This is a genomic window from Nostoc sp. (assembly GCF_036917615.1).
Lineage (GTDB): Bacteria > Cyanobacteriota > Cyanobacteriia > Cyanobacteriales > Nostocaceae > Nostoc.
The window spans coordinates 43,304-65,798 of sequence record NZ_JBALCZ010000046.1; the positions used below are offsets into that span (position 1 = coordinate 43,304).

Below are 22,495 nucleotides of genomic sequence, written 5' to 3' on the forward strand. Positions count from 1 at the left end.
CTTAGAGTGGGATAATACAACTTTGCTTTAATTTTTAAATATATCCACTGATAATTTTATGACAGGAATGGAACCTTGGGCGATATCAGCCGTTAGCGGTGTCGCCGCTATATTTTTCCAAATCGGTAATCAGGTTTTAGCAGTATTAGGCAAAACCCTGGATGAAAAAACCAATCAGTTAATTTTTGATGCATCAAATCAATATCAAAAGAACTACGAAGAACGGCATGGCATTCTCAAAGTATTAGGAATGAGTGAACCTGTCAAGCTGGAATCGCTCTACACAGCAGTACAGTTTTTAGATGATGATGCTATCCGTAATCTTGAATCTATTGAAAATTTAGAAAATCGGTATCGTCAAGCTCATAGCCGCAGATTTCAATTTCAAAATGACAAAAAACAAAAAGCAATTGAAGTTGCTAATAATAAACAATATCTGATGGTACTCGGTGGCCCAGGTACAGGAAAGTCTACATTTCTCCGGAAGATGGGACTAGAAGCGCTGAAAAGTAAAAAAGAAGGATTTGAACACGACTGCATTCCAGTTTTTATCGAATTGAAAAGCTTTGCATCTAATAATATCGACATTGAAAACTTTATTGCTGAGGAGTTTGATATTTGTGGCTTTCCATCACCTGATAAATTTGCAGATCAAGCCTTAAAAGAAGGTAAGTTACTAATTTTGCTGGATGGTTTCGATGAAGTACCAACAAAAAACTTGACTGAGGCAATTAGGAAAATTCAAAATTTCGTTGACAAATATGATAAAAATCGCTTCATTGCCTCCTGTCGCACGGCGGCTTATCGCGGCGGTTTCCGCCGCTTTAGCGATGTATCAATGGCAGATTTTGATGATACCCAAATTAAGCCATTTATTTATAACTGGTTTAATTGTGAAGCAGACGAACAGGCGAAGACAGGTGATAAATGCTGGCAGTTACTGCAAAAATCAGAAAATAAAGGTACTAAAGAATTAACGCACACACCTTTATTGCTGGCATTTCTATGTTTAGTTTATGACCGTTCCCAAAGTTTTCCAGATAATCGCAGTGTTCTTTACTGCAAGGCACTGCGGATATTGCTAGAAGAGTGGGCATCAGAAAAGCGAATTCTCAGAGAAGAGATTTATCAAGGACTGCATACAGAATTAGAAGAGATATTACTATCAGAGATTGCTCATACAGGTTTTGAGTCTGACAGGCTGTTCTTTTCACAGCGCGATATAGTTGGGCAAATTAAAACATTTTTGGCGAGTAATCTGAATGCACCTCAGCATTTAGATGGGGAAACAGTGCTGAATGCGATCGCAATTCAACAAGGAATTTTGGTAGAACGAGCCGAGGATGTCTTTTCCTTCTCTCATCTAACGCTACAAGAATATTTAACAGCACAATATATTGATGACCATCGCCAAGTTGAGAAGTTAGTTACTGAACACCTGACAGATGAACGCTGGAAAGAGGTATTTTTGTTAGTAGCTGGGTTAATGCGTGGTGGTGCAGATGATTTGCTGTTGTTGATGGAAAAGGAAGCGCAAAAATATATTAATACCCCGAAGTTACAAGCTTTATTAAATTCGGCAGAACAGGTGACAGCCGGATCGCCAGGGGATTTTAAACCTGTGGGTAAACGTGCAGTTGCCATCGCCAATGCCATCGCCATCGCCAATGCCATCGCCAACGCCTACGACATCGCCATCGCCAACGCCAACGCTATCAGCAACGTCTACGATATCGCCAATGCCATCGCCAACGCCATCGTCATCACCAACGCCATCGCCCTCGCCATCGCCTACGCCAACGCCAACGCCTACGACTACGCTACCACCAATAGGTACGCCAACGCCTACGACTACGCCAACGACTGCGCCTACACCTATACTCGTCATCTTGAAGAATTAAAAATTTTCAATAACGTTAATTTTATCGAGCTGATTAAGCAATTAAAAGCACTGAAAGCTCAGGATGCTGATAATCAACCGCCAAGGAAAGTGCATCTGGCATTTGTTAAACACCTGCAACAAGCCTTACTCAATGCTTTCAATCTTACTTTAGAAATGATCGATTTATCTCAGGAAGAAATAAAAGCATTAGAAAATTATCTCTACGCCAATTATTTCATCATCCAGTGCAAACAAGCAGCAGTCCGGGTGTCACCTCAAACCTGGGAAGCTATTGAGGCGCGGATGTTGTTGGTTCCAGGTGATTAAGCAACAATAGAGAAATGAATACAGGACTTACGCAAAATACCTCTCTAAATCTTATTCCTCCGTGTCCTCTGTGCCTCTGCGGTTTGATTCTTCCGTGACTCGTGCGTAAGTCATAATACAAAAAATCTTACCCCGTCCTATCCAGATACTCCTATGCAGTTCGATGCAATTGAATTGTCAGTCGATACAATCGCATTGTCAGTCGATGCAATTGAATTGTTAGCCGAAACAATGGCATTGTCAGCCGAAACAATCGAATTGTTAGCCGACACAATGGCATTGTCAGGCGATACAATCGAATTGCAAGAGATTGCGTTTAGATGATACCGTAATGCAAATATTAAACCGCAAGACGCTTTAGACAAAAGCCGCTCAACAATTAACACTATAAGCAAAGCTGATTATCTTAATAACTGTCGAGTAAGGCGCTAGAGGTTAAATTTTTTTAGCATACTTCACACAATTGAGAATTGCTGTATATGTCATGTTCTCTGTTGATAAACACTTGAGACAATACTTGATAAGCTTCACTCCAAGCTGCCATCACTTCTTCTGTAGCTGCTTCCCCCAAAACATCTTTCATTGCTTGCAGTAAACTTTCTCCGACAATAGGATATTGTTCTGGTGTAACATGGGTCTGCACATGGCGATGAGCAATCTTTTCCACCATCGATTTTAAAGCAGGCAAATTATCAATCTGGTTAGCATAGCCATAAACTGCTATAGCCAACCTCGCAGGCTGAGAACCATTTGCTTGAGCAGACATATCAAATTGTTTTCTAATTTCTGGATGATTTTGAAACATAATTTCATACATCCGAGTTGTGATTTGCTGACCGTTCTTTTTTAAGATAGGTGCTGTAGATTTGACGATATCTATTGTTTGTTGGCTAATCATAGTTTTTTGAACCACTTGGAATGTTGATTGACTTCAATTTAGTGATTATTCCCATTCGTTACTATGAGCTAGCTCAGTTAACGAGTAATATCATGTCAAAGCCTCTATACATCCACAGCTAGAGGCATTGTTGAAAAATTGCAGCAAAGATGAAAATGTAAGAATGCAGTTATGTACATCGATAATTTTTCAAGCAACAATTTTATATGCATACCATTGAAAGAAAGTCAACAACAAAAGCCTGGGCAGGTGCGATACCTTCTCTACGAGAGGCTACGCCAACGGTGAACTTTCCTGCGGAACGCTGCGCGAACGCGATCGCAGAACCAGCAAAAGAATTTCCCTCTACGCAATTGCCAATTCTTTCTGGCAAAATCCCAGATGGCTTACGTGGCACACTTTACCGCAATGGCCCCGCACGGCTAGAACGCGGTGGCATTCAGATGGGACACTGGTTTGATGGAGATGGGGCAATTCTGGCTGTAAATTTTACCGATGCAGTCGTAACCGGGGTTTATCGCTACGTGCAAACCTCTGGCTATCAAGAAGAAGCCGCAGCAGGTAAACTACTCTATGGCAATTATGGCATGACTGCACCAGGCCCAATTTGGAATCAATGGCAAAAGCCGATCAAGAATGCTGCCAACACTTCGGTGCTAGCACTTCCAGATAAACTTTTGGCATTGTGGGAAGGTGGTAAACCCCACGCCCTTGATTTACAAACTTTAGAAACTTGGGGCGAAGATGATTTAGGGGGGTTAACTAAAGGATTAAGCTATTCCGCACATTGTAAGCGTGACGAGCAAACAGGGGAGATTTTTAACTTTGGCGTTAGCCCTGCACAAAATGCGACGCTTAATATTTACAAAAGCGATTCGACTAGGCGGATTATCCAACAAGCCGCATACCAACTAGATGGTGTACCATTGGTGCATGATTTTGTTTTAGCAGGACAGTATATTGTATTTTTCCTTCCGCCAGTGCGGTTGAATGTCTTACCCGTACTAATAGGGATAAAAAACTATAGTGATTCGCTAGAGTGGCAACCTAAATTAGGAACTCAGATTTTAGTTATTGATCGGGAAACCCTATCTGTAGTCAGTCGTGGAGAAACCGAACCTTGGTTTCAATGGCATTTTGCTAACGGTTATGTAGATGCTAGCGGTTCAGTGATTGTAGATATCGCCCGTTATGAAGATTTTCAAACTAACCAATATCTCAAGGAAGTAGCTACAGGTGAGACTCACACCCACGCTAAAAGTACACTAACACGAGTTCATCTGCATCCCCAAACTGGCAAAGTTACGTCAATTCAGCAACTATTAAACCGACATTGTGAATTTCCTAATGTACCACAGCAAAACGTGGGGCTAGCTTCTCGATACACATATATGTCAACATTCCGCTCAGAAACAGATATTAGCCAAGAAATATTAAATGCGATCGCTCGTTTTGATCACAATACCGAAACCCTCACTGAAGCAGACTTTGGAGAAAACCGTTATCCTTCAGAACCCATCCACGCCCAAGACAGCCAAAATCCTAAGCAAAGTTGGGTGTTAACCGTTGTTTACGATGGTAATTCTCATAGTAGTGAAGTTTGGGTATTTGATAGCGATCGCCTGGATGCAGAACCCGTTTGTAAATTAGGATTACCTAGCGTCATTTCCCACAGCTTCCACGGTACTTGGAACCCACGTTAATAACCCCTCTGCGTTAAAAAAACAACGCTACAGTAAAAACTAATAGCATTGATCAGACATAATTAATCGCATCTGGTCAATGCAAAATCAAAAATCCTAAAGAGCTTTGTCCTATGCAATTAAAAGAACAACGCAACTATTCTCCCACAGAATACCTAGAACTAGAAGTCATTTCCGAGTATCGTCATGAATATATAGATGGTCAAATTATACTCATGACAGGTGGAACCCCAAATCACAACCAAATAGCTGGTAATTTTTATCCAGCTCTCAATTTTGCTTTCAAGAGACAACCTTATCGAGTATTCGTCGCTGATCAACGTCTATGGATTTCCAAAAAGCGAATTCATACATATCCTGATATCATGGTTGTTGCAGGTTCATTAGAATTTTCTGAGGGATGTACAGATACAATTACTAATCCCTTAGTAATTTGTGAAGTGCTATCCAAATCTACCAGAAGCTATGACAGAGATGAAAAATTTGCGGCTTATCGCACCATCCCCAGTTTTAAGGAATATATTCTAATTGAGCAGTACAAAAATCATGTAGAACAATATTCTAAAACTGATGACAACAAATGGATTTTCTCCGAATATGAAGAAGATAGTAGTATCCTAATACTATCCTCTATTAAATTTCAAATCCCTCTATTAGATATTTATGATAAAGTTGACTTTGAGGCTAAAGAATAACCTTACTCTAATTAGTTAATTAAGCAATAACGTAAATATCAGCATTTATCACTGACCAGTCCATTATTATATATCTAAAATTGCAAAAAACTGCATTGTAATTTATATGATGTCTACCAAAATATCCATAATAAAAACTTTGGTTTGCAGAGAAGACTTTAGTCCTCTTTACGAAACCAGAGGCGAACAAAACCACGACTGAAGTCCTGATTACGAACATTTTTACTCAGGTTGATTAACCCTATATGATATTACAGTGATTTACAGATGAATGGACTACCGTTGAGACAGCGAGTAGAGAGGAGACACTACGTTACACGGGTTAGAATAGAAATAAACCTTACATACATTACGCTAATTAAGTAGAATTGCCCATGACCACTTCTAAACGCCACTACCACATCACTACCTTCGGTTGTCAGATGAATAAAGCTGACTCAGAGCGCATGGCTGGCGTTTTGGAAGACATGGGCTTAGAATGGTCAGAAGATCCGAATAATGCAGATGTGATTCTCTACAATACCTGCACAATTCGGGATAATGCCGAGCAAAAGGTATATTCCTACCTTGGCAGACAAGCGAAGCGCAAGCATGAGCAGCCTGATTTAACCCTGATCGTTGCTGGTTGTGTTGCCCAGCAAGAAGGTGAAGCGCTGTTGCGGCGAGTCCCAGAATTAGACTTGGTAATGGGGCCACAACACGCCAACCGCCTCAAAGATTTGCTGGAGTCGGTGTTTGACGGTAACCAAGTTGTGGCAACCGAGTCGGTTCATATTATTGAAGATATCACCCAGCCGCGACGGGATAGTAAAGTGACAGCTTGGGTAAATGTAATTTACGGCTGTAACGAACGCTGCACCTATTGTGTAGTTCCTAATGTGCGTGGTATCGAACAATCTCGCACACCGTCAGCTATCCGGGCTGAAATGGAAGAATTAGGACGCCAAGGTTACAAAGAAGTTACTCTACTTGGTCAAAATATTGACGCCTACGGCAGAGATTTGCCGGGAGTGACACCAGAAGGTCGGCATCTGCACAACTTCACAGATTTACTTTATTATGTACATGATCTGCCGGGAATTGAAAGGTTAAGATTTGCTACTAGCCACCCCCGTTATTTTACAGAGAGATTAATTAAGGCTTGTGCTGAGTTGCCCAAGGTGTGCAAACATTTCCACATTCCCTTTCAATCTGGGGATAATGAACTTTTAAAGGCGATGGCGCGGGGTTATACCCATGAGAAATATCGCCGGATCATCGATACCATTCGGCGGTATATGCCAGATGCTTCGATTAGTGCTGATGCGATTGTCGGTTTTCCTGGGGAGACAGAAGCACAGTTTGAAAATACTCTGAAACTGGTGGAAGATATTGGCTTTGACATGTTGAATACAGCAGCATATTCACCGCGTCCAGGGACACCCGCCGCTTTGTGGGACAATCAACTTAGTGAAGAAATTAAAAGCGATCGCCTGCAACGGCTCAATCATTTAGGAAACTTGAAAGTAGCAGAGCGATCGCAACGTTACTTTGGACGCATTGAATCCGTTTTAGTAGAAGACCAAAACCCCAAAGATAAAACTCAAGTTATGGGACGCACTGACGGTAATCGCCTGACATTCTTCAGTGGCGACATCAAAGAATTGAAAGGGCAGTTAGTGAAGGTAAAAATTACTGAAGTTCGCCCTTTTAGCTTGACGGGTGAACCAGTTGAAGTCAAACAAGCTTTGTTTGTCTAAAAAATGATATGAAACGTAATTAAGCCCTTCCTCTATTTCATCTTGACGCGGAAGCGAACAAAGCCATAAGAATTAGCTGGTGTGCCAGATCCACTTGCTGCGGGTAGATTTGACAAATCTGGACTGCGCGTGATATTCACCACCACGGCTCCATTGATGTTAATACCACAGGATGATGGTATGCCTGATTCGTTAGCTGTATAAAAACGTCCGCGATCGCCATCCTGTACATTAGTAAGATAAGCCGTAGGAGTGCTAGAACCAAGCGCAAGGGCAATACCTTGATCTGCTCCTGGTAAGCCACCATCATTAGGAGTCATACCATTAAAAGCAGTAGGAAGAAAAGTAGTATTGGTAGGTACTAAGTCACAGATTTGCACACTAGTTGCATCACCCTGACCCTCGGAAAGGAAATAGATGGTGTATTCTAACTCATCATTTGGCTTAACTGTCCCACCGTTGATCAATCCGCGTAAGTAACCACTAGGCCATGGGTTACTGCTATCATCATCAACGTCATTAGGAGATGCTACGTAATTGGTAGCATTACTAGAAACGTCGCTGCGACCATCCACAATGTTGGTTAAGTCCTGGTTATTGATGCGGGTGATGCGTTTAACTAAAATTAGCTTAGGTTGGCCTGTTAACGTCACTGGATAATCTTCCACCTCACCAGCATCCCCAGAACCAGTTGGGCTAGGTGTTGCAACTGTACTAGCTGTAAACCGGAAACGAGCAAAGGTACTACCAAGGGTTGCATTGCTGGGTACGGTAAACGTTAAAGTATTGTTTCCAGCATTGAGCGGAACATTATTAACCGTTGCAGCTGTGCCTTTAGTGACGTTGATCAAATTCAACTGTTCGCCACTATCAAAGACCCCATTTTTATTAAAATCAATCCAACTATTGAGAAACCCTGCGGTTGAAGCGTTAACGGTAATTGTTGCAGTTTTTCCGGGAGTTAGGCTTGAAGGCAACGTTACACCATCATCCCCAGCATCGCCATCCGCATTGGCACTGTAGGACTGATTATATTCTCCAGTCACAGTTGCGCCAAGATGGGGATTACTACAACTGGGTGCGTGGGAAACTTCACCAAAACTGTTTGGTGCATCGCCGAAGTCAGAGACAAATTCAGTAGTCACGTTAAAGCCACCAGTATTGTCATAGTTCGATAAGCGAATCTCAACAAGATCGCCAGCGTTTACCGAAACTGTAGATACTTTGTTTGCTGGTAGATTGGTGGTATAGGCTAGAATTGGATTCCCGACACGCACTCCATTAATATAAACCTCCATCGCATCATCAATGTAAGCTCCTGCTTGCCCCAAGGTAACTCGACCTTTGGCGATCGCCTGCCGCTTAAACACGATTACCCAGCTGGGTTGGCCAAAATTGGTCTGTGTTGAAATGTAGTCTCCGTTAATCGGAACGTAGCCCTGAGATGGAAAGCTGCCGTTGATAATTGTTTTCAATGGATGGGCAGTTTGGCTAATGGATTGATCGTTAAAAGTAAATGTCGAATTTCCCGCTCCAAATTTTGCAGTGCCACGCAGCGTTGGTAATCCACCTGTACCAAATAGACCAACAGATTGCGTATCTTTTGCAGAACTTGCGCCGGGAATAGGGTAATGACCACTGTAGATTTGGGCTTCCCATTCACAGGTTAAAGCCGGATAGAAGCCAAAATCTTGTCCGGTGATATTGGTAGTGTTTACTGTGACCGACAAATTATCAGCAGTACCCAGCGTGTACCCCACAGGCACATGTGTATCAGCAATGTCTACTTTAATTTTGTAAGTTCCAGGAGCGACGTTGGTAAATTGATAAGTTCCATCAGCGAGAGTTGTTACTTGCTGGATGATTTCACTAGGAGAAAGTTCACGATTATTGTCGGTATCTTGGTAGAGAATTACACGCACATTTCCAATCCCAGGCTCACCATTGTTCGTACTATTGTGATCGTTATCCCGGTAAAGCGTTCCACTCACAGTGTTAGAAGCCGTCGCAGTCTGGGTCGCACTGGCTTCCTGGCGGTGATTTGTCGCATCTCCATTAATCGGTGCGCCTGCCGATTCACCGGAAATGTTATCGGCGTTATCAACAGTGTATAAATCCTTGCTTCCAGTTCCATTTGCACCCAGAATATATGGAGTGTTGCTATTACTGGGTTGTCCACTGGTATTACCTAGTGTCACACTCACAGTTTGTCCACCACCTGCCGTTACTGTCACTGGAACCCGCACCACAATCGAACCGCCTACGGGAATCGAACCGTTATTAGCAGAGGCGATCGCACCTAACAATGTCCCCGTATTTTGACCACCACTCGGCACAGTAATGTTGTTGGAGGTCAGGTCAACTGGTGCTGCTGGGCCAGTACCGTCTGGATCATAAGCAACAATTTTCAGTGTGCCTGCTGTACCCCCGCTAATCGCTGAAGGTGCATCGGGAATAAAGAACTGTGTCGGGTCATTACCGACGTTAGTCACTGTAAAGTCAAAGTTGACAGCATTGCCAGTTGTTGCGCTGGGTGTATTCGCTGGTGTAATTGTAATCCCCGCAACTTCTGCCACAGTTACTTTAACTATATTTGATTCAACTTGTTTTTCAGTATTATCTGTAGAATCAGTAAAACTACCAGTTACTTGGTTATCAATTACAGTACCAGGTGTCGGACTAGCCGCTAATGTTGGTAAGACTTGTAGTAAAGTACCGCTTACAAATAAATATAACAGTACAATTACGCAGGAGTAGGATTTACCCTTTCGGTCTTTTTGGCGTTGATAATTAGACTTTTTCTGGATGAATTGATGTTTTAACATAAGTAGTTTTGCTTTTTCAATACTGAAAAATTTAAATCTATTTCCGGGATGGTAGAGACACGATATATCGTGTCTCTAGATAGAGGTTAATTAAAGTTAGGGCTTCACCTTCGTGACAAAGCGGAAGAAACCATAGGAATCATTAGGTGCACCCTGCCCTGTTGACCCTGGCATAGTAGTTAAATTTGGTACTCCAGTATTACCAGTCACATCAATAACTAAAGTGCCGTTGTCATTAGCCGCTTTGAGATAACAATTAGCGGGAACACTACCACCAGCGCTAATCAATTGAGCGCGATCGGCTGCGTCATTAGCACTAGTTAAATTAAGTACTGTACTCGTTCCTAGTTGCAATTGCACATCTTTGCTAGTACCATAACTATCGACTTTAAAATCTTGGTTGGCACTAATGCGATCGCAGACTCTGACAGTATTGGCATTACTACTACCCGCATTCAGGAAATAGATTGTATATTCAATATCGTCCCCTGGCTTAACTTTGCCAGCATCAATTGCCCCTAACAGATAATTAGACTTCCAATTGGGGCTGTTATCGTCGGCTTGACGAGTCGAGGTGGTATCGTCAACGAAGGCATTTAGTGGTGTGTTGTCATTAGGGTTTTTGGTGCGATCGCCATTAATCGCCGTAATCCGTTTGACTAATAAAACATTGGCAGGAGTGACAAAGGGTATCGTCACTGTCGCAGGAGTCGGATCTTCTTTGCTTGCAGCATCGATCGCCGCATAGGTAAAACTAACGGTAATCGCTCCATCTTGAGGGTCAAGCTTTAATAACGCTGGGTTATAGCTACTAATCACCTGCCCCGCAGTCACGGCTACGTTATTGTAAGTCAGCGTGCCATTGGTCGGCAAGGTGACAATTTTGAATTTATTACCACTGCCCAATGCACCATCTTCTGGGTCAGTTCCCGCTAAGGTTGGCACCTGCACCGTTGCTGTGCCACCGGGATTGGTTTGAGACGCTGGATTTAAGTTGGTCGTATCTGGGAGTTGCTCAATCCCAAAATCTTGATTAGTGATGTTGGTCTTCGCCGTAGTGATGGCAATATCACCGGGCGTAATGGTTTCAGTGGTGCCATTTTTGTTCTCACCAGTATTCACCCAGTTACTCGGCAAGCTAGGCGTTGTGGGAGCAGTTGCCCCAATTGCTACAGTAGAGTCGTTAGATAACCGCAGCGTCACATTGGAACTTACTGGGACGTTAGCCAGACTGTAGGTTCCATTAACGGCGACAGTGGCTTTATCGACTACTTTGCCAGCAGTATCGATCGCATAAATAGTGAGGTTAGTTGATCCGGCATTGGTTCCTATATCGCTGCCATTGATGGTAACACTACCATCAGCATCCCTAAACACAGTTCCACTCACCGTGACAACAGTATTGACTACCGTCACCGTCTGGATCGCACTGGCTTCTTGGCGATGATTTGTTGCATCGCCATTAATCGGTGCGCCTGCCGATTCACCAGAAACGCTATCGGCGTTATCAACAGTATATAAATCGTTGCTTCCAGTTCCATTCGCACCCACAATATATGGAGTGTTGCTATTACTGGGTTGTCCAGTCGTATTACCTAGTGTCACACTCACAGTCTGGGCATCCGCTGCTGTCACGGTCACTGGAACCCGCACCACAATCGTCGCACCGGCGGGAATCGAACCGTTGTTAGCAGAAGCGATCGCACCTAACAATGTCCCTGTACTGCGACCCCCACTCGGCACAGTAATGTTGTTGGAGGTTAGGTCAACTGGTGCTGCTGGACCAGTACCGTCTGGGTCATAAGCAACAATTTTCAGTGTGCCTGCTGTACCCCCGCTAATCGCCGATGGGGCGTCGGGAATAAAGAACTGAGTTGGGTCGTTACCGACGTTGGTTATTGTAAAGTCAAAGTTGGTAGTAGTACCCGTTGAAGCGCTAGGTGTATTCGCTGGTGTGATTGTAATCCCTGCAACTTCTGCCACAGTTACTTTAACTATATTTGATTCAATCTGCTTTTCAGTATTATCTGTAGAATCAATAAAACTACCAGTTGCTTGGTTATCAATTACAGTACCAGGTGTCGGACTAGCCGCTAATGCTGGTAATATTTGTAGTAAAGTACTGTTTAAAAATAGATATAACAGTATAATTACAGGGGAGTATGATTTACCCTTTTGGTCTTTTTGGCGTTGATTATTAGACTTTTTCTCGATGAATTGATGTTTGAACATAAGTAGTTTTGGTTTTGTAATAGTGGAAAAATTGAAATTCTTTTCTGGATTGGAGAGACCCGAAAAAGTTGCTGGACGTAAGCATAGCGGGGCAAAGCTCAGTCCAATTTTGCGTCTTAGGTGTTAGGGCTTCACCTTCGTGATAAAGCGCAAGAAACCATAGGAATCATTAGGTGAACCCTGCCCTGTTGAGCCTGGCATAGTAGTTAAATTTGGTACTCCAGTATTACCAGTAACATCAATAACTAAAGTGCCATTATCATTAGCCGCCTTGAGATAACAATTAGCGGGAACACTACCACCAGCGCTAATCAATTGAGCGCGATCGTTTGTATCCGACGCACTGGTTAAATCAAGTACTGTACTCGTTCCTAGCTGCAATTGGATATCTTTGCTAATACCATAAGCACTCGCCTTAAAATTTTGGTTAGCACTAATGCGATCGCACACTCTGACACTATTGGCATTAGTACTACCTGCATTCAGGAAATAGATTGTATATTCAATCTCGTCTCCTGGCTTAACTTTGCCAGCATCAATTGCCCCTAAAAGATAATTAGGCTTCCAATTGGGGCTGTTATCGTCGGCTTTACGAGTCGAGGTGGTATCATCAACGAAGACATTTAACGGTGTGTTGTCATTAGGGTTTTTGGTGTGATCGGCATTAATCGCTGTAATCCGTTTCACAAGCAAGACATTAGGTATTGTGGCGATCGTCACTGGATAATCTTCGACCTCACCAGCATCCCCAGAACCAGTTGGGCTGGGTGTTGCAACTGTACTAGTCGTAAACCGGAAACGAGCAAAGCTACTACCAACGGTTGCATTGCTGGGTACGGTAAACGTTAAAGTATTGTTTCCGGCATTGAGCGGAACATTATTAACCGTTGCAGCCGTGCCTTTAGTGACGTTGGTCAAACTCAGCTGTTCGCCACTATCAAAGACCCCATTTTTATTAAAATCAATCCAACTATTGAGAAACCCTGCTGTGGAAGCGTTAACAGTAATTGTTGCAGTTGTTCCGGGAGTTAAGCTTGAAGGTAAAGTTACACCATCATCCCCAGCATCGCCATCCGCATTTGCACTGTAGGACTGACTATATTCTCCAGTCACAGTCGCGCCAAGATGGGGATTACTACAACTGGGTGCGTGGGAAACTTCACCATAACTGTTTGGTGCATCGCCGAAGTCAGAGACAAAATCAGCAGTGACGACAAACCCACCAATATAACCAAAGTTAGTGAGGCGAACCTCCACGATATCGCCAGCATTCACCGAAACTGTCGATACTTGATTTGCTGCTAAACTAGTAGTATAAGTTAGAACTGGATTTCCAACCCGGACTCCATTAATATAAATTTCCATCGCATCGTCAATGTAAGCCCCTGTTTGCCCTAAGGTAACTCGACCTTTGGCTATAGCCTGCCGCTTAAACACAATTACCCAGTTAGGCTCGTCACCACTGCTTCCGTAAGTTCTAAGTGGATAGTCTCCGTTAATTGGAACGTAGCCCTGAGATGGAAAGCTGCCGTTGATAATTGTTCGTAGTGGATGAACAGGAGGACTGACGTTAATCGTTTGATCATTAAAGGTAAATTTGGCAATTCCCGTACCAAATTTTGCAGTCCCGCGCAGCGTTGGCAATCCAGTTGGACCATAGTAGCCATTTGCTACACTATCGTTACCACCTTGTCCTGCAACTGGAAAATGACCAGTGTAGAGTTGAGCGTCCCATTCACAGGTTAAAGCCGGATAGAAGCCAAAATCTTGTCCGGTGATATTGGTAGTGTTAACCGTAACTGGCAAATTATCAGTAGTACCCAGCGTGTACCCCAGAGGCACATGTGTATCAGCAATATCTACTTTGATTTTGTAAGTTCCAGGAGCGACGTTGGTAAATTGGTAAGTGCCATCAGCGAGAGTTGTTACTTGCTGGATGATTTCACTAGTAGTAAGTTCATCATTGTTGTCGGTGTCTTTGTAGAGAATCACACGAATACTACCAATCCCCGGCTCACCATTGTTCGTACCACTGTGATCGTTATCCCGGTAAAGCGTCCCGGAAATAGAAACCAGAGCAGCACTAAAGGGTATTGTTACTGTTGCAGGGGTGGGATCTTCCTTACCAGCAGCATCGATCGCAGCATAGGTAAAGCTAACTATAATGATTCCATCATTGGGGTCGATTGTTAGCTTGGTCGGATCATAGTTGGTAATTACTTGCCCTGCTGTCACCGCCGTGCCGTTGTAATACAGCGTACCATTTGTTGGCAGAGTGACAATTTTAAAGTTCTTGCCACTACCAAGTGTCCCATCTTCGGGATCAGTTCCAGATATCGCAGCAACTTGTACTTGATTCGTTCCGCCCGGATTCGGTTGCAAAGCCGCATTCACGTTATTTGTATCTGGGAATTGCTCAATCCCAAAGTCCTTATTAGAGATACTTGTACCAATATTAAAAGTAGCTGTTGTTAGTGGGCTAGTATTCACCCAGTTAGCAGGAAGAGATGACGTAGGGGCAGTATTACCTACCGTGCCAGCCGTCGTACTTAAGATAATTTTAACGTTGCTTTGATTCAGGGGAACATCAAGAAAAGTGTAAGTACCATCTGTAGCAACAGATGTTGTTTTCAATACCTTATTATTTGAATCCACCAGAATCGCATTTAATAGCCCACCTGCATTAGTACCCGTTTCCGAGCCAGTATTGATATTAGTAAAAGTATTGTTAGCGCTATTGTCGGCATCATCCCAAACCTTGCCACTGAGGAAATCATCATCATAGATTGTGTAGTTGGAAGCGATTATTGGGGAAGCACCACAAGTCGTTGTTGAACTCGCGAAAAAACTAGTTGAAGATTGTATGGTGAATACGATTGTCCTCGCACCTTGAGGAATATTGTTATTAATGACAGTAAAGGGAATGGTAAAGACACTAGTGGCATCGCTGCCGTCGTAGTTGCCCGCAGGAATAGTAATATTAAAAGTGGATGTGCCTGATGTCGTATTATAGTCTGCACCCAAAGCCGCTGTACCAGAGACCGAAATCGGAACAGAGATCCCCCCAGTTGGCACTAAACCAACAATCCTAAGTTTAGGTGGGTTGGTAGTAGGGTTAGTTTCCGATTCTGCTGCACCACCTGAACTCGCTGTAAATTCGAGTACAGGTTTACCAGCAAATTGTACGTCATCAAGGAAGTTACCTACAGTATTGTTCCCACCCGCCGTAGAAACAGCCGCAAACCCTACAGGTTGATTACCAGAAGCACCAGTGTAAGGCACTGTGCCAGTGTATCGAACCCAGCCATTTGCTGCATTATTGTTAGTTACATTAGGAATAGTTGCACCATTCTGTGCCACTGGTTGTGCCGTAACTGTTCCATTGCTAGTTGTTGAAAATTTGCCAAAAACAATTGGTGTTGGATCAGTATTTAGTCCAATTAAAAAATTGGCCACATCAGCAACAGTTGCACTAGAACGCCCACGGTGTAAAAGAGAGAATGTGATCGTCTCATTTTTAATTAGGCATATATTCTGATATAACTCTGAAGCTTGTTCAGCATTTAACTCAGCAAATTGATTCCCTGCATTGGTTGCCGTACTAACGCTACTAAATCCTGTTGTCCAAATCTCAATCAGGGGTACTTTTCCTGGAGATGTATAACCAGTACAGTTACCTGTTCCATTTGCTACTGAGCCATGAGTTGTTTCCCAACCAGGGATAATACCTGGCGACACTTGAACATAACATTTTTGACCAGCAGAACCAAAAACAGGTGACTCAAAGCTAGGATTTAAGAACGATCGCTGGATATATTGAGCTTGCGCTGACGTAGGTTGAAGTACTAATGTCGCACCGATCAGCCCCCAACCAAAAATATTAAAATTTTGCCATAAATTCTTCATTAGTAAATCACCATAAAATAACCTTTAAAAGATGCTGATTACCTTACCCATAATCATCAATAAGGGCTGATTCCCCTCAAACAAATCTTCAGTCTTTAGTTTGCCCAAAGTCATAGATAATCTACCATCTGTATTCAGATTTACTGTGGCGATCGCTTTTCAATAGTAGAGACGCGTTAGCGTAGCGGCACGAAGTGCAATTTTGCGTCTCTACATCTGTGGGTTTATCGATAATCACAATCCCGTGGATGTGATTGGGCATAATTATGTATGTATCAATTTGGATATGTTCAAAATGATTGGGAATTTCTACCCAACATTTTTGGGCAATTTCTCCTATTTCCGAAAGTTTGACCTGACTTGACACGACCTGACCAAAATAATGAAAGCGATCTTTAGTACAAATGGTGATGAAATACCAACCATTAGCAGCATAATTTCGATTTGGTAAACGGGTGGACTCTACGCGGTATTTGCCCTGAAATCTTGGTTTTATCATGGTGGAAATTACCCCATCCGTTGTTTACAACCCCAATGTAGAGACGCGAAATTTCGCGTCTCTACATGTGTGGTATTTCGCATCTCAAAAAATAACCGTTTTATATTTCACACCTTTATATCCCCCTCGTTGCAGCCTTGAGTTTACCCACCAAAGTTTTCATCGCAGATTCCTGTTGCTGGCGTGGAGCAATTTTTTGCTGTCCAAAGCCATCAAATAATTCGTTGAGTTTGACACTTATACCCAAATATGCGCCGCCTGCGGAACGTGTTCCTGAGAAATCCCGATCATCAACTTTACCAAACACATATCCAGCCGAAACGCGCAGGTTAGGCGTGAGGTAGTAGCCTGTTTCTAAAACAAACCCTGTTTCGCTGTAGCTAGACTGACTAATTACACGAGCCTCACCCACCAAGTCCCAGCTATATCCCAAACGATAGGTTGCCCGGAATTGGGCTAGATTTACTGTACTCGTACCAGCTAAATCGCTAGCTATGTAAGAGGTGCTGTTACGCAGAGCATATTTGCCATAGAATTCCCATTGCCAGTTAGGAGCATAAATAGCTTCTAAAGCAAAGGTATGGTCTTGGGAACCCGTACCACTCCCTAAGAGGATGGTGTCAGGGATAGTTGATGGATTTTGGCGATATTCATAACGCAATAAAGCATTAAATTTATCGCTATTGGGGTCGCGGTAGGCTAAACCTAGCTTCAGGTTAGCGGTATCTCCCAATCCTGAAAGTTTTTGATTGGAAGAACCAGCTTGTTGATAACGTACCAAGGCTGTGAGAGCCGGAGAAATTTTACCCGTAACACCTGCGGTAATTACTGTATTACTACCACCAGAAGAAGAGCGATGTTCGTAACGAGCGCTGGCTTGAAACTGCGGATTATCACTGTATTCCAGCCCCACACTGTAACTATCGCCACCATCAAATCCGATCGCAGATGCTGATTGACCAAAGGCGAAGGGTTGGGCATATTGTTGACCTGCCGCAGTCCGTCCGAAGAAGTTGCCAAATACGTGTTCGTAAGCGAGGTTCAGCCGCAATCCAGAAGCAATAGTCCAGTGATTATTTAGACCAATCGCCCCTTGGGTAGTCATTTCGTTAGCACCACCTAAAATTGAGTAACGACCAGTCAAGGTAGTATTTGGTCCGAGTTTGTGTTCACCGTTGACACTTAAGCTGGTGATGGAATTACCCGAATATTGACCGCTAGTGTAAAACTGTTGGGCCAGACTGATATTCACACCAGGAATTGCTGCCCAATTCAACCCTAAGATGGTACGGTCTGGGTAAACAGTATCTTTCTGGGAAGATAAACTCATTTCATTTTGGGCTTGGAAAGTCAGGTTCTTAGCGATGGGAACTGAAAAACGCGATCGCAATTGATCAGAATCACCACTTAGGGCGCTGTCGGGGATGCGGTCTTCCCGATGACGATGAATCCAATCCACATCCAGAGTGGCGCTACCCAAGCGTTGTTGAATCCCAGCGGAAATCGTTGTCAGCGAATTATCAACATTGCTCCCAGGTATGGCCTCAGAACGGGGTGTAAACAGTTCTTCAAAGGTGTCTAGGGGTTGGGGAGCAATCCCAAAGTTATCTTCGTGGTCATATTGCGCCCTGACGTTGGTACTTGAGGTGAGTTTAGCTGTAACCTGCGCTCCATAACGAGTTTGTCCTGGGACAAAGCTGATGGTGGCATCATTAGCAAAACCCGTATCAGCAAAGTGATAATAGGCACGACCTAGAATCCCATTGGCAATTTCTCCCTCAGCTTCCAAGCGGTAGGCGTCACCGCTGACCTTTCCCACAACATCAGAATCATTAGTGGAATGGGCATATTCTGCGATTAACTTCCCCTTTTCACCCAAAGCAATCAGTGCATCTGCGCCATAGATTTGAAAGTCACGCACCCCCTGATTTTCTTGAACGTAAGTTGCTCCAATCCAACTTTGCTGATTGAGCTTACGGGAAAGGTTATATTGCAGACGCCCAGCAAAGATATTGCCGTCAGAGTTTTGGCTGTCGTATTGGTAGGTAACAACAATCCGGCGTACTAACACTTGTCCAGTTTGATCAATATCGGTGCGAAGAATAGGTTCGCGGAATAATAAGATACCGCGATCGTAGTCGATTTCGTAGTCTGGTCCTCGGTTAAGCTGTTTGCGTTCTAGTACAGTCCCAGGACGATTGAGTTCTTCTAACTCGATAAAGATATTTTCACTACCTGGTTGTAGTAGTCTGCGAGAGAGGAAGTAATAGCCACTAGTGCCATCGGGAGCAATGGTATCCCGTTGAAACCCTTCTAAGTGGTTGCCATACAAACCTGTAATTTGTAAGTTTCCTAAGTTGTAGTTAGCTTTAAAGCCGTGGAGTTGACGGGTGATAGAAGTAAATTGCTGCGATTGCCGAGCAAATTCTTCTGTGTTGTAGTCACCCCACATGGCATAATCAGGATCAGATCCGGGGATACCAGTTGAACGCTCAAAACGCAGATATACGCTGTCAATGGAAGGAGCCACGGCATCAACTTTGGAGCTATCGCCGTAGACAGGATAATTTTGCTCGCTGAATTGGTAAGTTTTAAACAGGCGATTATCGCAGTTGCAATCTTCATTGAGGCTACGAGAACTATTGTATGCGCCTGTAAACAACCACTCCCCGATCGCACCAGTGGCAAATACTGCTGAGTGGAAATCTAATTGCGTTCCGTTGTTTTTGTCAGGAGGGAGGAAATCACGGAAACTGCCGTAATAATCTGTACCTCTAGCGCCCAAACGTAAATCTATTACCCCAGTTACCAAACTCGGACGCAGTGCCGTTTCAAATTGTAGTTGGGTAAAGGCTTCTAAATCATTAGCGATCGCACGAATTCTGACAGTTTGGGCATTCAGTTGCGATCGCAAAATCGCTGTAAATTGCCCCCCTTTTGCCTCCACTTGAAATCCGGGTTCATCGGGTTTGAAGTCTTTCCCAACTAATTCGCCAGCAGTGGGTATGAGGGTGACAACAGCATCACGGTTAGAACGATTGCCACTTGCATCAATGAGTTGACCCCGGATTGTAGCCGTGGAATGTCCATCCGCCGGAATACGAGACTCAACTGTTTCTAAGGTTAGTTTCTGTGGCGCTCCCCGGACTGCGACTTGCGTTGTTACAGGGGGTTCTGTTCTTCCTACAACTTGTGCAGAGATGGTGTTATTACCTTCTTTTAACGAGACACCATACCATGTCTGCGTTACCAAGTTGGTGGTGGCATCGCTTTCTGTTCGTCCAACTAAGGAAGGGTCTACCAAGACGCCATTTACCCGCAATTCCACTTTACTACCAGTGGGAAATTGCACAATCACCGTAGTAGCTGGTACATCTACAACACTATTAGGGGTTGGAGTCAAAATTTTAATTGCTGTGGAGATGGGGGACACGGGGAGATTTTCATTCACCCCTTGTCCCTTTGTTCTTGCGTCTACTCCGGCTATTTTGCTTAAGCCTCTAGGTAAATCAACAGAAGTTGCTGGTTGAAATGCTTGTATTTCCGTTGGAGAAGCTTGAAACTGGATCTCGGTGTCTTTGCGTCCGTCGTTCTTGATTCCTGCTATTTTGCGTAAGCCTGTGGGCAAATCAACAGAAGTTGCTGGTTGAAATGCTTGTATTTTCGTTTCAGTTGACTGGACATCTGGAATTGAAATATCAATAGCTGGTGCTGGAGAAGTTGAGGCAACTTCGAGGAGTGGAAATTGCTGCTCAGAACTTTGCAGGATCTCGGGAGAATTTGGGCGTTGCTCAATTCGACTATGAATCATTCTCCTGATCTCTGCGCCTTTGTCCAGCATTCGCTTGGCAGTTTGAACGGAGGTTCCCTGCTCAACGTACTGCTTCCCCAATGCGCTACCTTGTCTTTGCGTCAGTTTTTCATATCCTGAATCACCAATGCCAGAATTTAAACCTATACTTTTTTCAACCCCTTTGTCTTGATCCGCTTGATCTTTGATAGCCTCCTCTGCTTGCAAAAGGGAATCAGAAAAAACCTGGTTTTCATGGGTAATTTCTGCTTTGACTATGGCAGGATACAAAACAAGGCTAAGAGGTACTGACATCGCCCCCATCAATCTCAGGTTAAATGTCGTTGCACAGTGCAGTCTGGGTTTCATTTCTTCACTGGCTCCTGGAAGGTGGGGGTGACTGCGAAATTCATGCGTACCAAGCCACCAGGCTCTAAACGCACCAAGCGAGATTGGCTATTGCGTTCGCGGAATTTGTTGTTGGGAGCTAAAGTGTAACCAGGAAGACTGCTGAGGTCTAGTACACCCGTGTGGTTTCCTGGCAAGGCATTGGCTAAGGAGAACAAACCATTTGGATCTGTGGTGATGCGGTTTCCGTCCTCCAGAAAAATCACTGCATTGGGGACTCCAGGCTCACCTGGCTGTTGTTCTCCATCAAAGTTTTTATCAACAAACACACGACCGATGATTGTGCCACAATCAGAGAGGATTCCCGGATTAATTTTTAACTGGTGTGTTGCTGGCCCATCCTTGGTGCTAAAACCGTTGTCAGCGCGTTGGGCATTAGCGATCGCACTGTTAAGACCGTTACCACGCAGAGCATCGGCTGTTAGTTGAGCCGCGTAAGCAATATTTAGGATTTTATCTGTAGTAATTGTTACGTCTGTGCGGAACGTCACCGTGTTTCCATTTCGTTCTGAGGTGATAGTGATTGCTTGACCATCCAACTCTCCCCGCACAGATTTAGGCAAGAACTGGAATCCTAAAGGTAAGTTGTCGGTGACAACTATATTTTTCAAACCAGCATCAGCCAAATTTTTTACCGAGAGACGGTAAATTACCGTATCTCCAGGTTCAGCAGTAGCGCGATCGCCCGTTTTGATAATCTGCACCTGATTGGCTTGACACATATTGGTAGTGAATCCAAACGGTAATAAGTCCAGTCCTACTGTTTCTGCATCAGGAATCAAGACGGCTGTTTGCTCTATCTTGGTCTTGCCTGTAAGACTGATTGGTTGACCATCCAGAGAAGTTGCGACGTATTGAACGACCTTATTACCTTGTGTGCCAGTGTTGGCAGTGATTTCAATTTTGATGCGCCGTTGTTTGTAGATTGAGTTCGGCGGTGGATTGATTACAAAAATGTAGGTTCTACCTAGATCGGTTTGACCCTTGTTCGGATCAAGTAGGAAATTGTAAGCACCTGCAAGGCTATTTGTAAGAAAGTAGGGATTACTATTTTCAGTATTTGGCGATTTACCGCCAGGAACATTGTTATTAGGAATATCTGGGAACTCTGTTCGAGTCAAAGCAAGCAAGCTTCCCAACTCTGTCCCCGTTGGGTCGCTGGGGTTAGGTTCGTATATGCCAATTGAAAAACCTGTATAGTCAGGTATAAGTGCGCCAGCACAACCTAATATTCGCCCTAATGGGTCAACTAATGCTTTAAAGCTAACATTAAGCTGATTAGAACTTCCTTGATATTGATAATTACTAGTAGAGTCTGTATAAGTATAAGTAGCTTGATTGTTTAATGTTAAAGACATAACCTGATTTTGACTCTGTTGCGCTCTGGCTGGTATAGATATAGTAGTGTGCAAAAAACTTACCAAGATAACGGTTGCTGTTAACCTTTGACACCAGATATTGTTAGAATTAATTTGCTTTTGTTTTTGAGGACGGCTCACTGAATACATCTCTTCTATGATGCCAAGTTTATTATTAATAAAAGTAATTAGTTGTTTGGGTAAATCCATAACTGTTAAACGGTATTTCCCAC

The 22,495-nt window shown here is 43.5% G+C and carries 12 protein-coding genes; 5 read left to right on the top strand and 7 right to left on the bottom strand.

Features of this window, described 5'->3' with window-relative positions; genetic code table 11:
- Positions 1–58: 58 nt before the first annotated feature.
- Both V7K85_RS15550 and V7K85_RS15555 read left to right on the top strand, forming a co-directional pair.
- Positions 59–2,209, top strand: coding sequence for an NACHT domain-containing protein (locus tag V7K85_RS15550; protein ID WP_334814538.1), 2,151 nt, complete (start codon positions 59–61; stop codon positions 2,207–2,209).
- A gap of 153 nt (positions 2,210–2,362) precedes the next feature.
- On the top strand, positions 2,363–2,533 hold the full coding sequence (locus V7K85_RS15555) for a hypothetical protein (protein ID WP_334814539.1): 171 nt from the start codon (positions 2,363–2,365) through the stop codon (positions 2,531–2,533).
- 121 nt (positions 2,534–2,654) lie between these two features.
- Here V7K85_RS15555 and V7K85_RS15560 read toward each other — a convergent pair whose 3' ends face one another.
- On the bottom strand, positions 2,655–3,107 hold the full coding sequence (locus tag V7K85_RS15560) for a globin domain-containing protein (RefSeq protein ID WP_334814540.1): 453 nt from the start codon (positions 3,105–3,107) through the stop codon (positions 2,655–2,657).
- 206 nt (positions 3,108–3,313) lie between these two features.
- On the opposite strand from V7K85_RS15560, the gene V7K85_RS15565 reads away from it, so the two are divergent.
- The 3 genes from V7K85_RS15565 (at position 3,314) to miaB (ending at position 7,244) form a co-directional block, all read left to right on the top strand.
- Positions 3,314–4,810 (top strand): carotenoid oxygenase family protein, encoded by a 1,497-nt coding sequence (locus V7K85_RS15565; RefSeq protein WP_334814541.1) that lies wholly within the window; start codon positions 3,314–3,316, stop codon positions 4,808–4,810.
- A 113-nt stretch (positions 4,811–4,923) separates the two neighbouring features.
- Positions 4,924–5,505 carry a Uma2 family endonuclease gene (locus V7K85_RS15570; protein ID WP_334814542.1) on the top strand — a complete coding sequence of 194 codons (582 nt, stop codon included), beginning with the start codon at positions 4,924–4,926 and terminating at the stop codon, positions 5,503–5,505.
- Positions 5,506–5,879: 374 nt separating this feature from the next.
- On the top strand, positions 5,880–7,244 hold the full coding sequence (gene miaB, locus V7K85_RS15575; protein WP_334814543.1) for a tRNA (N6-isopentenyl adenosine(37)-C2)-methylthiotransferase MiaB: 1,365 nt from the start codon (positions 5,880–5,882) through the stop codon (positions 7,242–7,244).
- A 32-nt stretch (positions 7,245–7,276) separates the two neighbouring features.
- Here the strand turns inward: miaB and V7K85_RS15580 are convergent, their stop codons facing one another.
- From V7K85_RS15580 to V7K85_RS15605, 6 genes are all read right to left on the bottom strand, one after another.
- The gene (locus V7K85_RS15580) at positions 7,277–10,069 is read right to left on the bottom strand and encodes a GEVED domain-containing protein (protein ID WP_334814544.1); all 2,793 of its coding nucleotides are present in this window, start codon (positions 10,067–10,069) and stop codon (positions 7,277–7,279) included.
- Between the two features lie 96 nt (positions 10,070–10,165).
- A complete protein-coding gene (locus tag V7K85_RS15585) occupies positions 10,166–12,301 on the bottom strand; it encodes a hypothetical protein (RefSeq protein WP_334814545.1) in 2,136 nt (711 codons plus the stop codon).
- 123 nt (positions 12,302–12,424) lie between these two features.
- Positions 12,425–16,207 (bottom strand): beta strand repeat-containing protein, encoded by a 3,783-nt coding sequence (locus V7K85_RS15590; RefSeq protein WP_334814546.1) that lies wholly within the window; start codon positions 16,205–16,207, stop codon positions 12,425–12,427.
- Between the two features lie 121 nt (positions 16,208–16,328).
- Positions 16,329–16,706, bottom strand: a complete 378-nt coding sequence (locus V7K85_RS15595) for a hypothetical protein (RefSeq protein ID WP_334814547.1) — start codon at positions 16,704–16,706, stop codon at positions 16,329–16,331.
- A gap of 115 nt (positions 16,707–16,821) precedes the next feature.
- Positions 16,822–20,865 carry a TonB-dependent receptor gene (locus tag V7K85_RS15600; protein WP_334814548.1) on the bottom strand — a complete coding sequence of 1,348 codons (4,044 nt, stop codon included), beginning with the start codon at positions 20,863–20,865 and terminating at the stop codon, positions 16,822–16,824.
- Positions 20,862–22,412: a hypothetical protein gene (locus V7K85_RS15605; RefSeq protein WP_334814600.1), complete on the bottom strand. Its 1,551-nt coding sequence runs from the start codon at positions 22,410–22,412 to the stop codon at positions 20,862–20,864. Before V7K85_RS15605 ends, V7K85_RS15600 begins: the two co-directional genes overlap by 4 nt.
- Between the last annotated feature and the right edge of the window lie 83 nt (positions 22,413–22,495).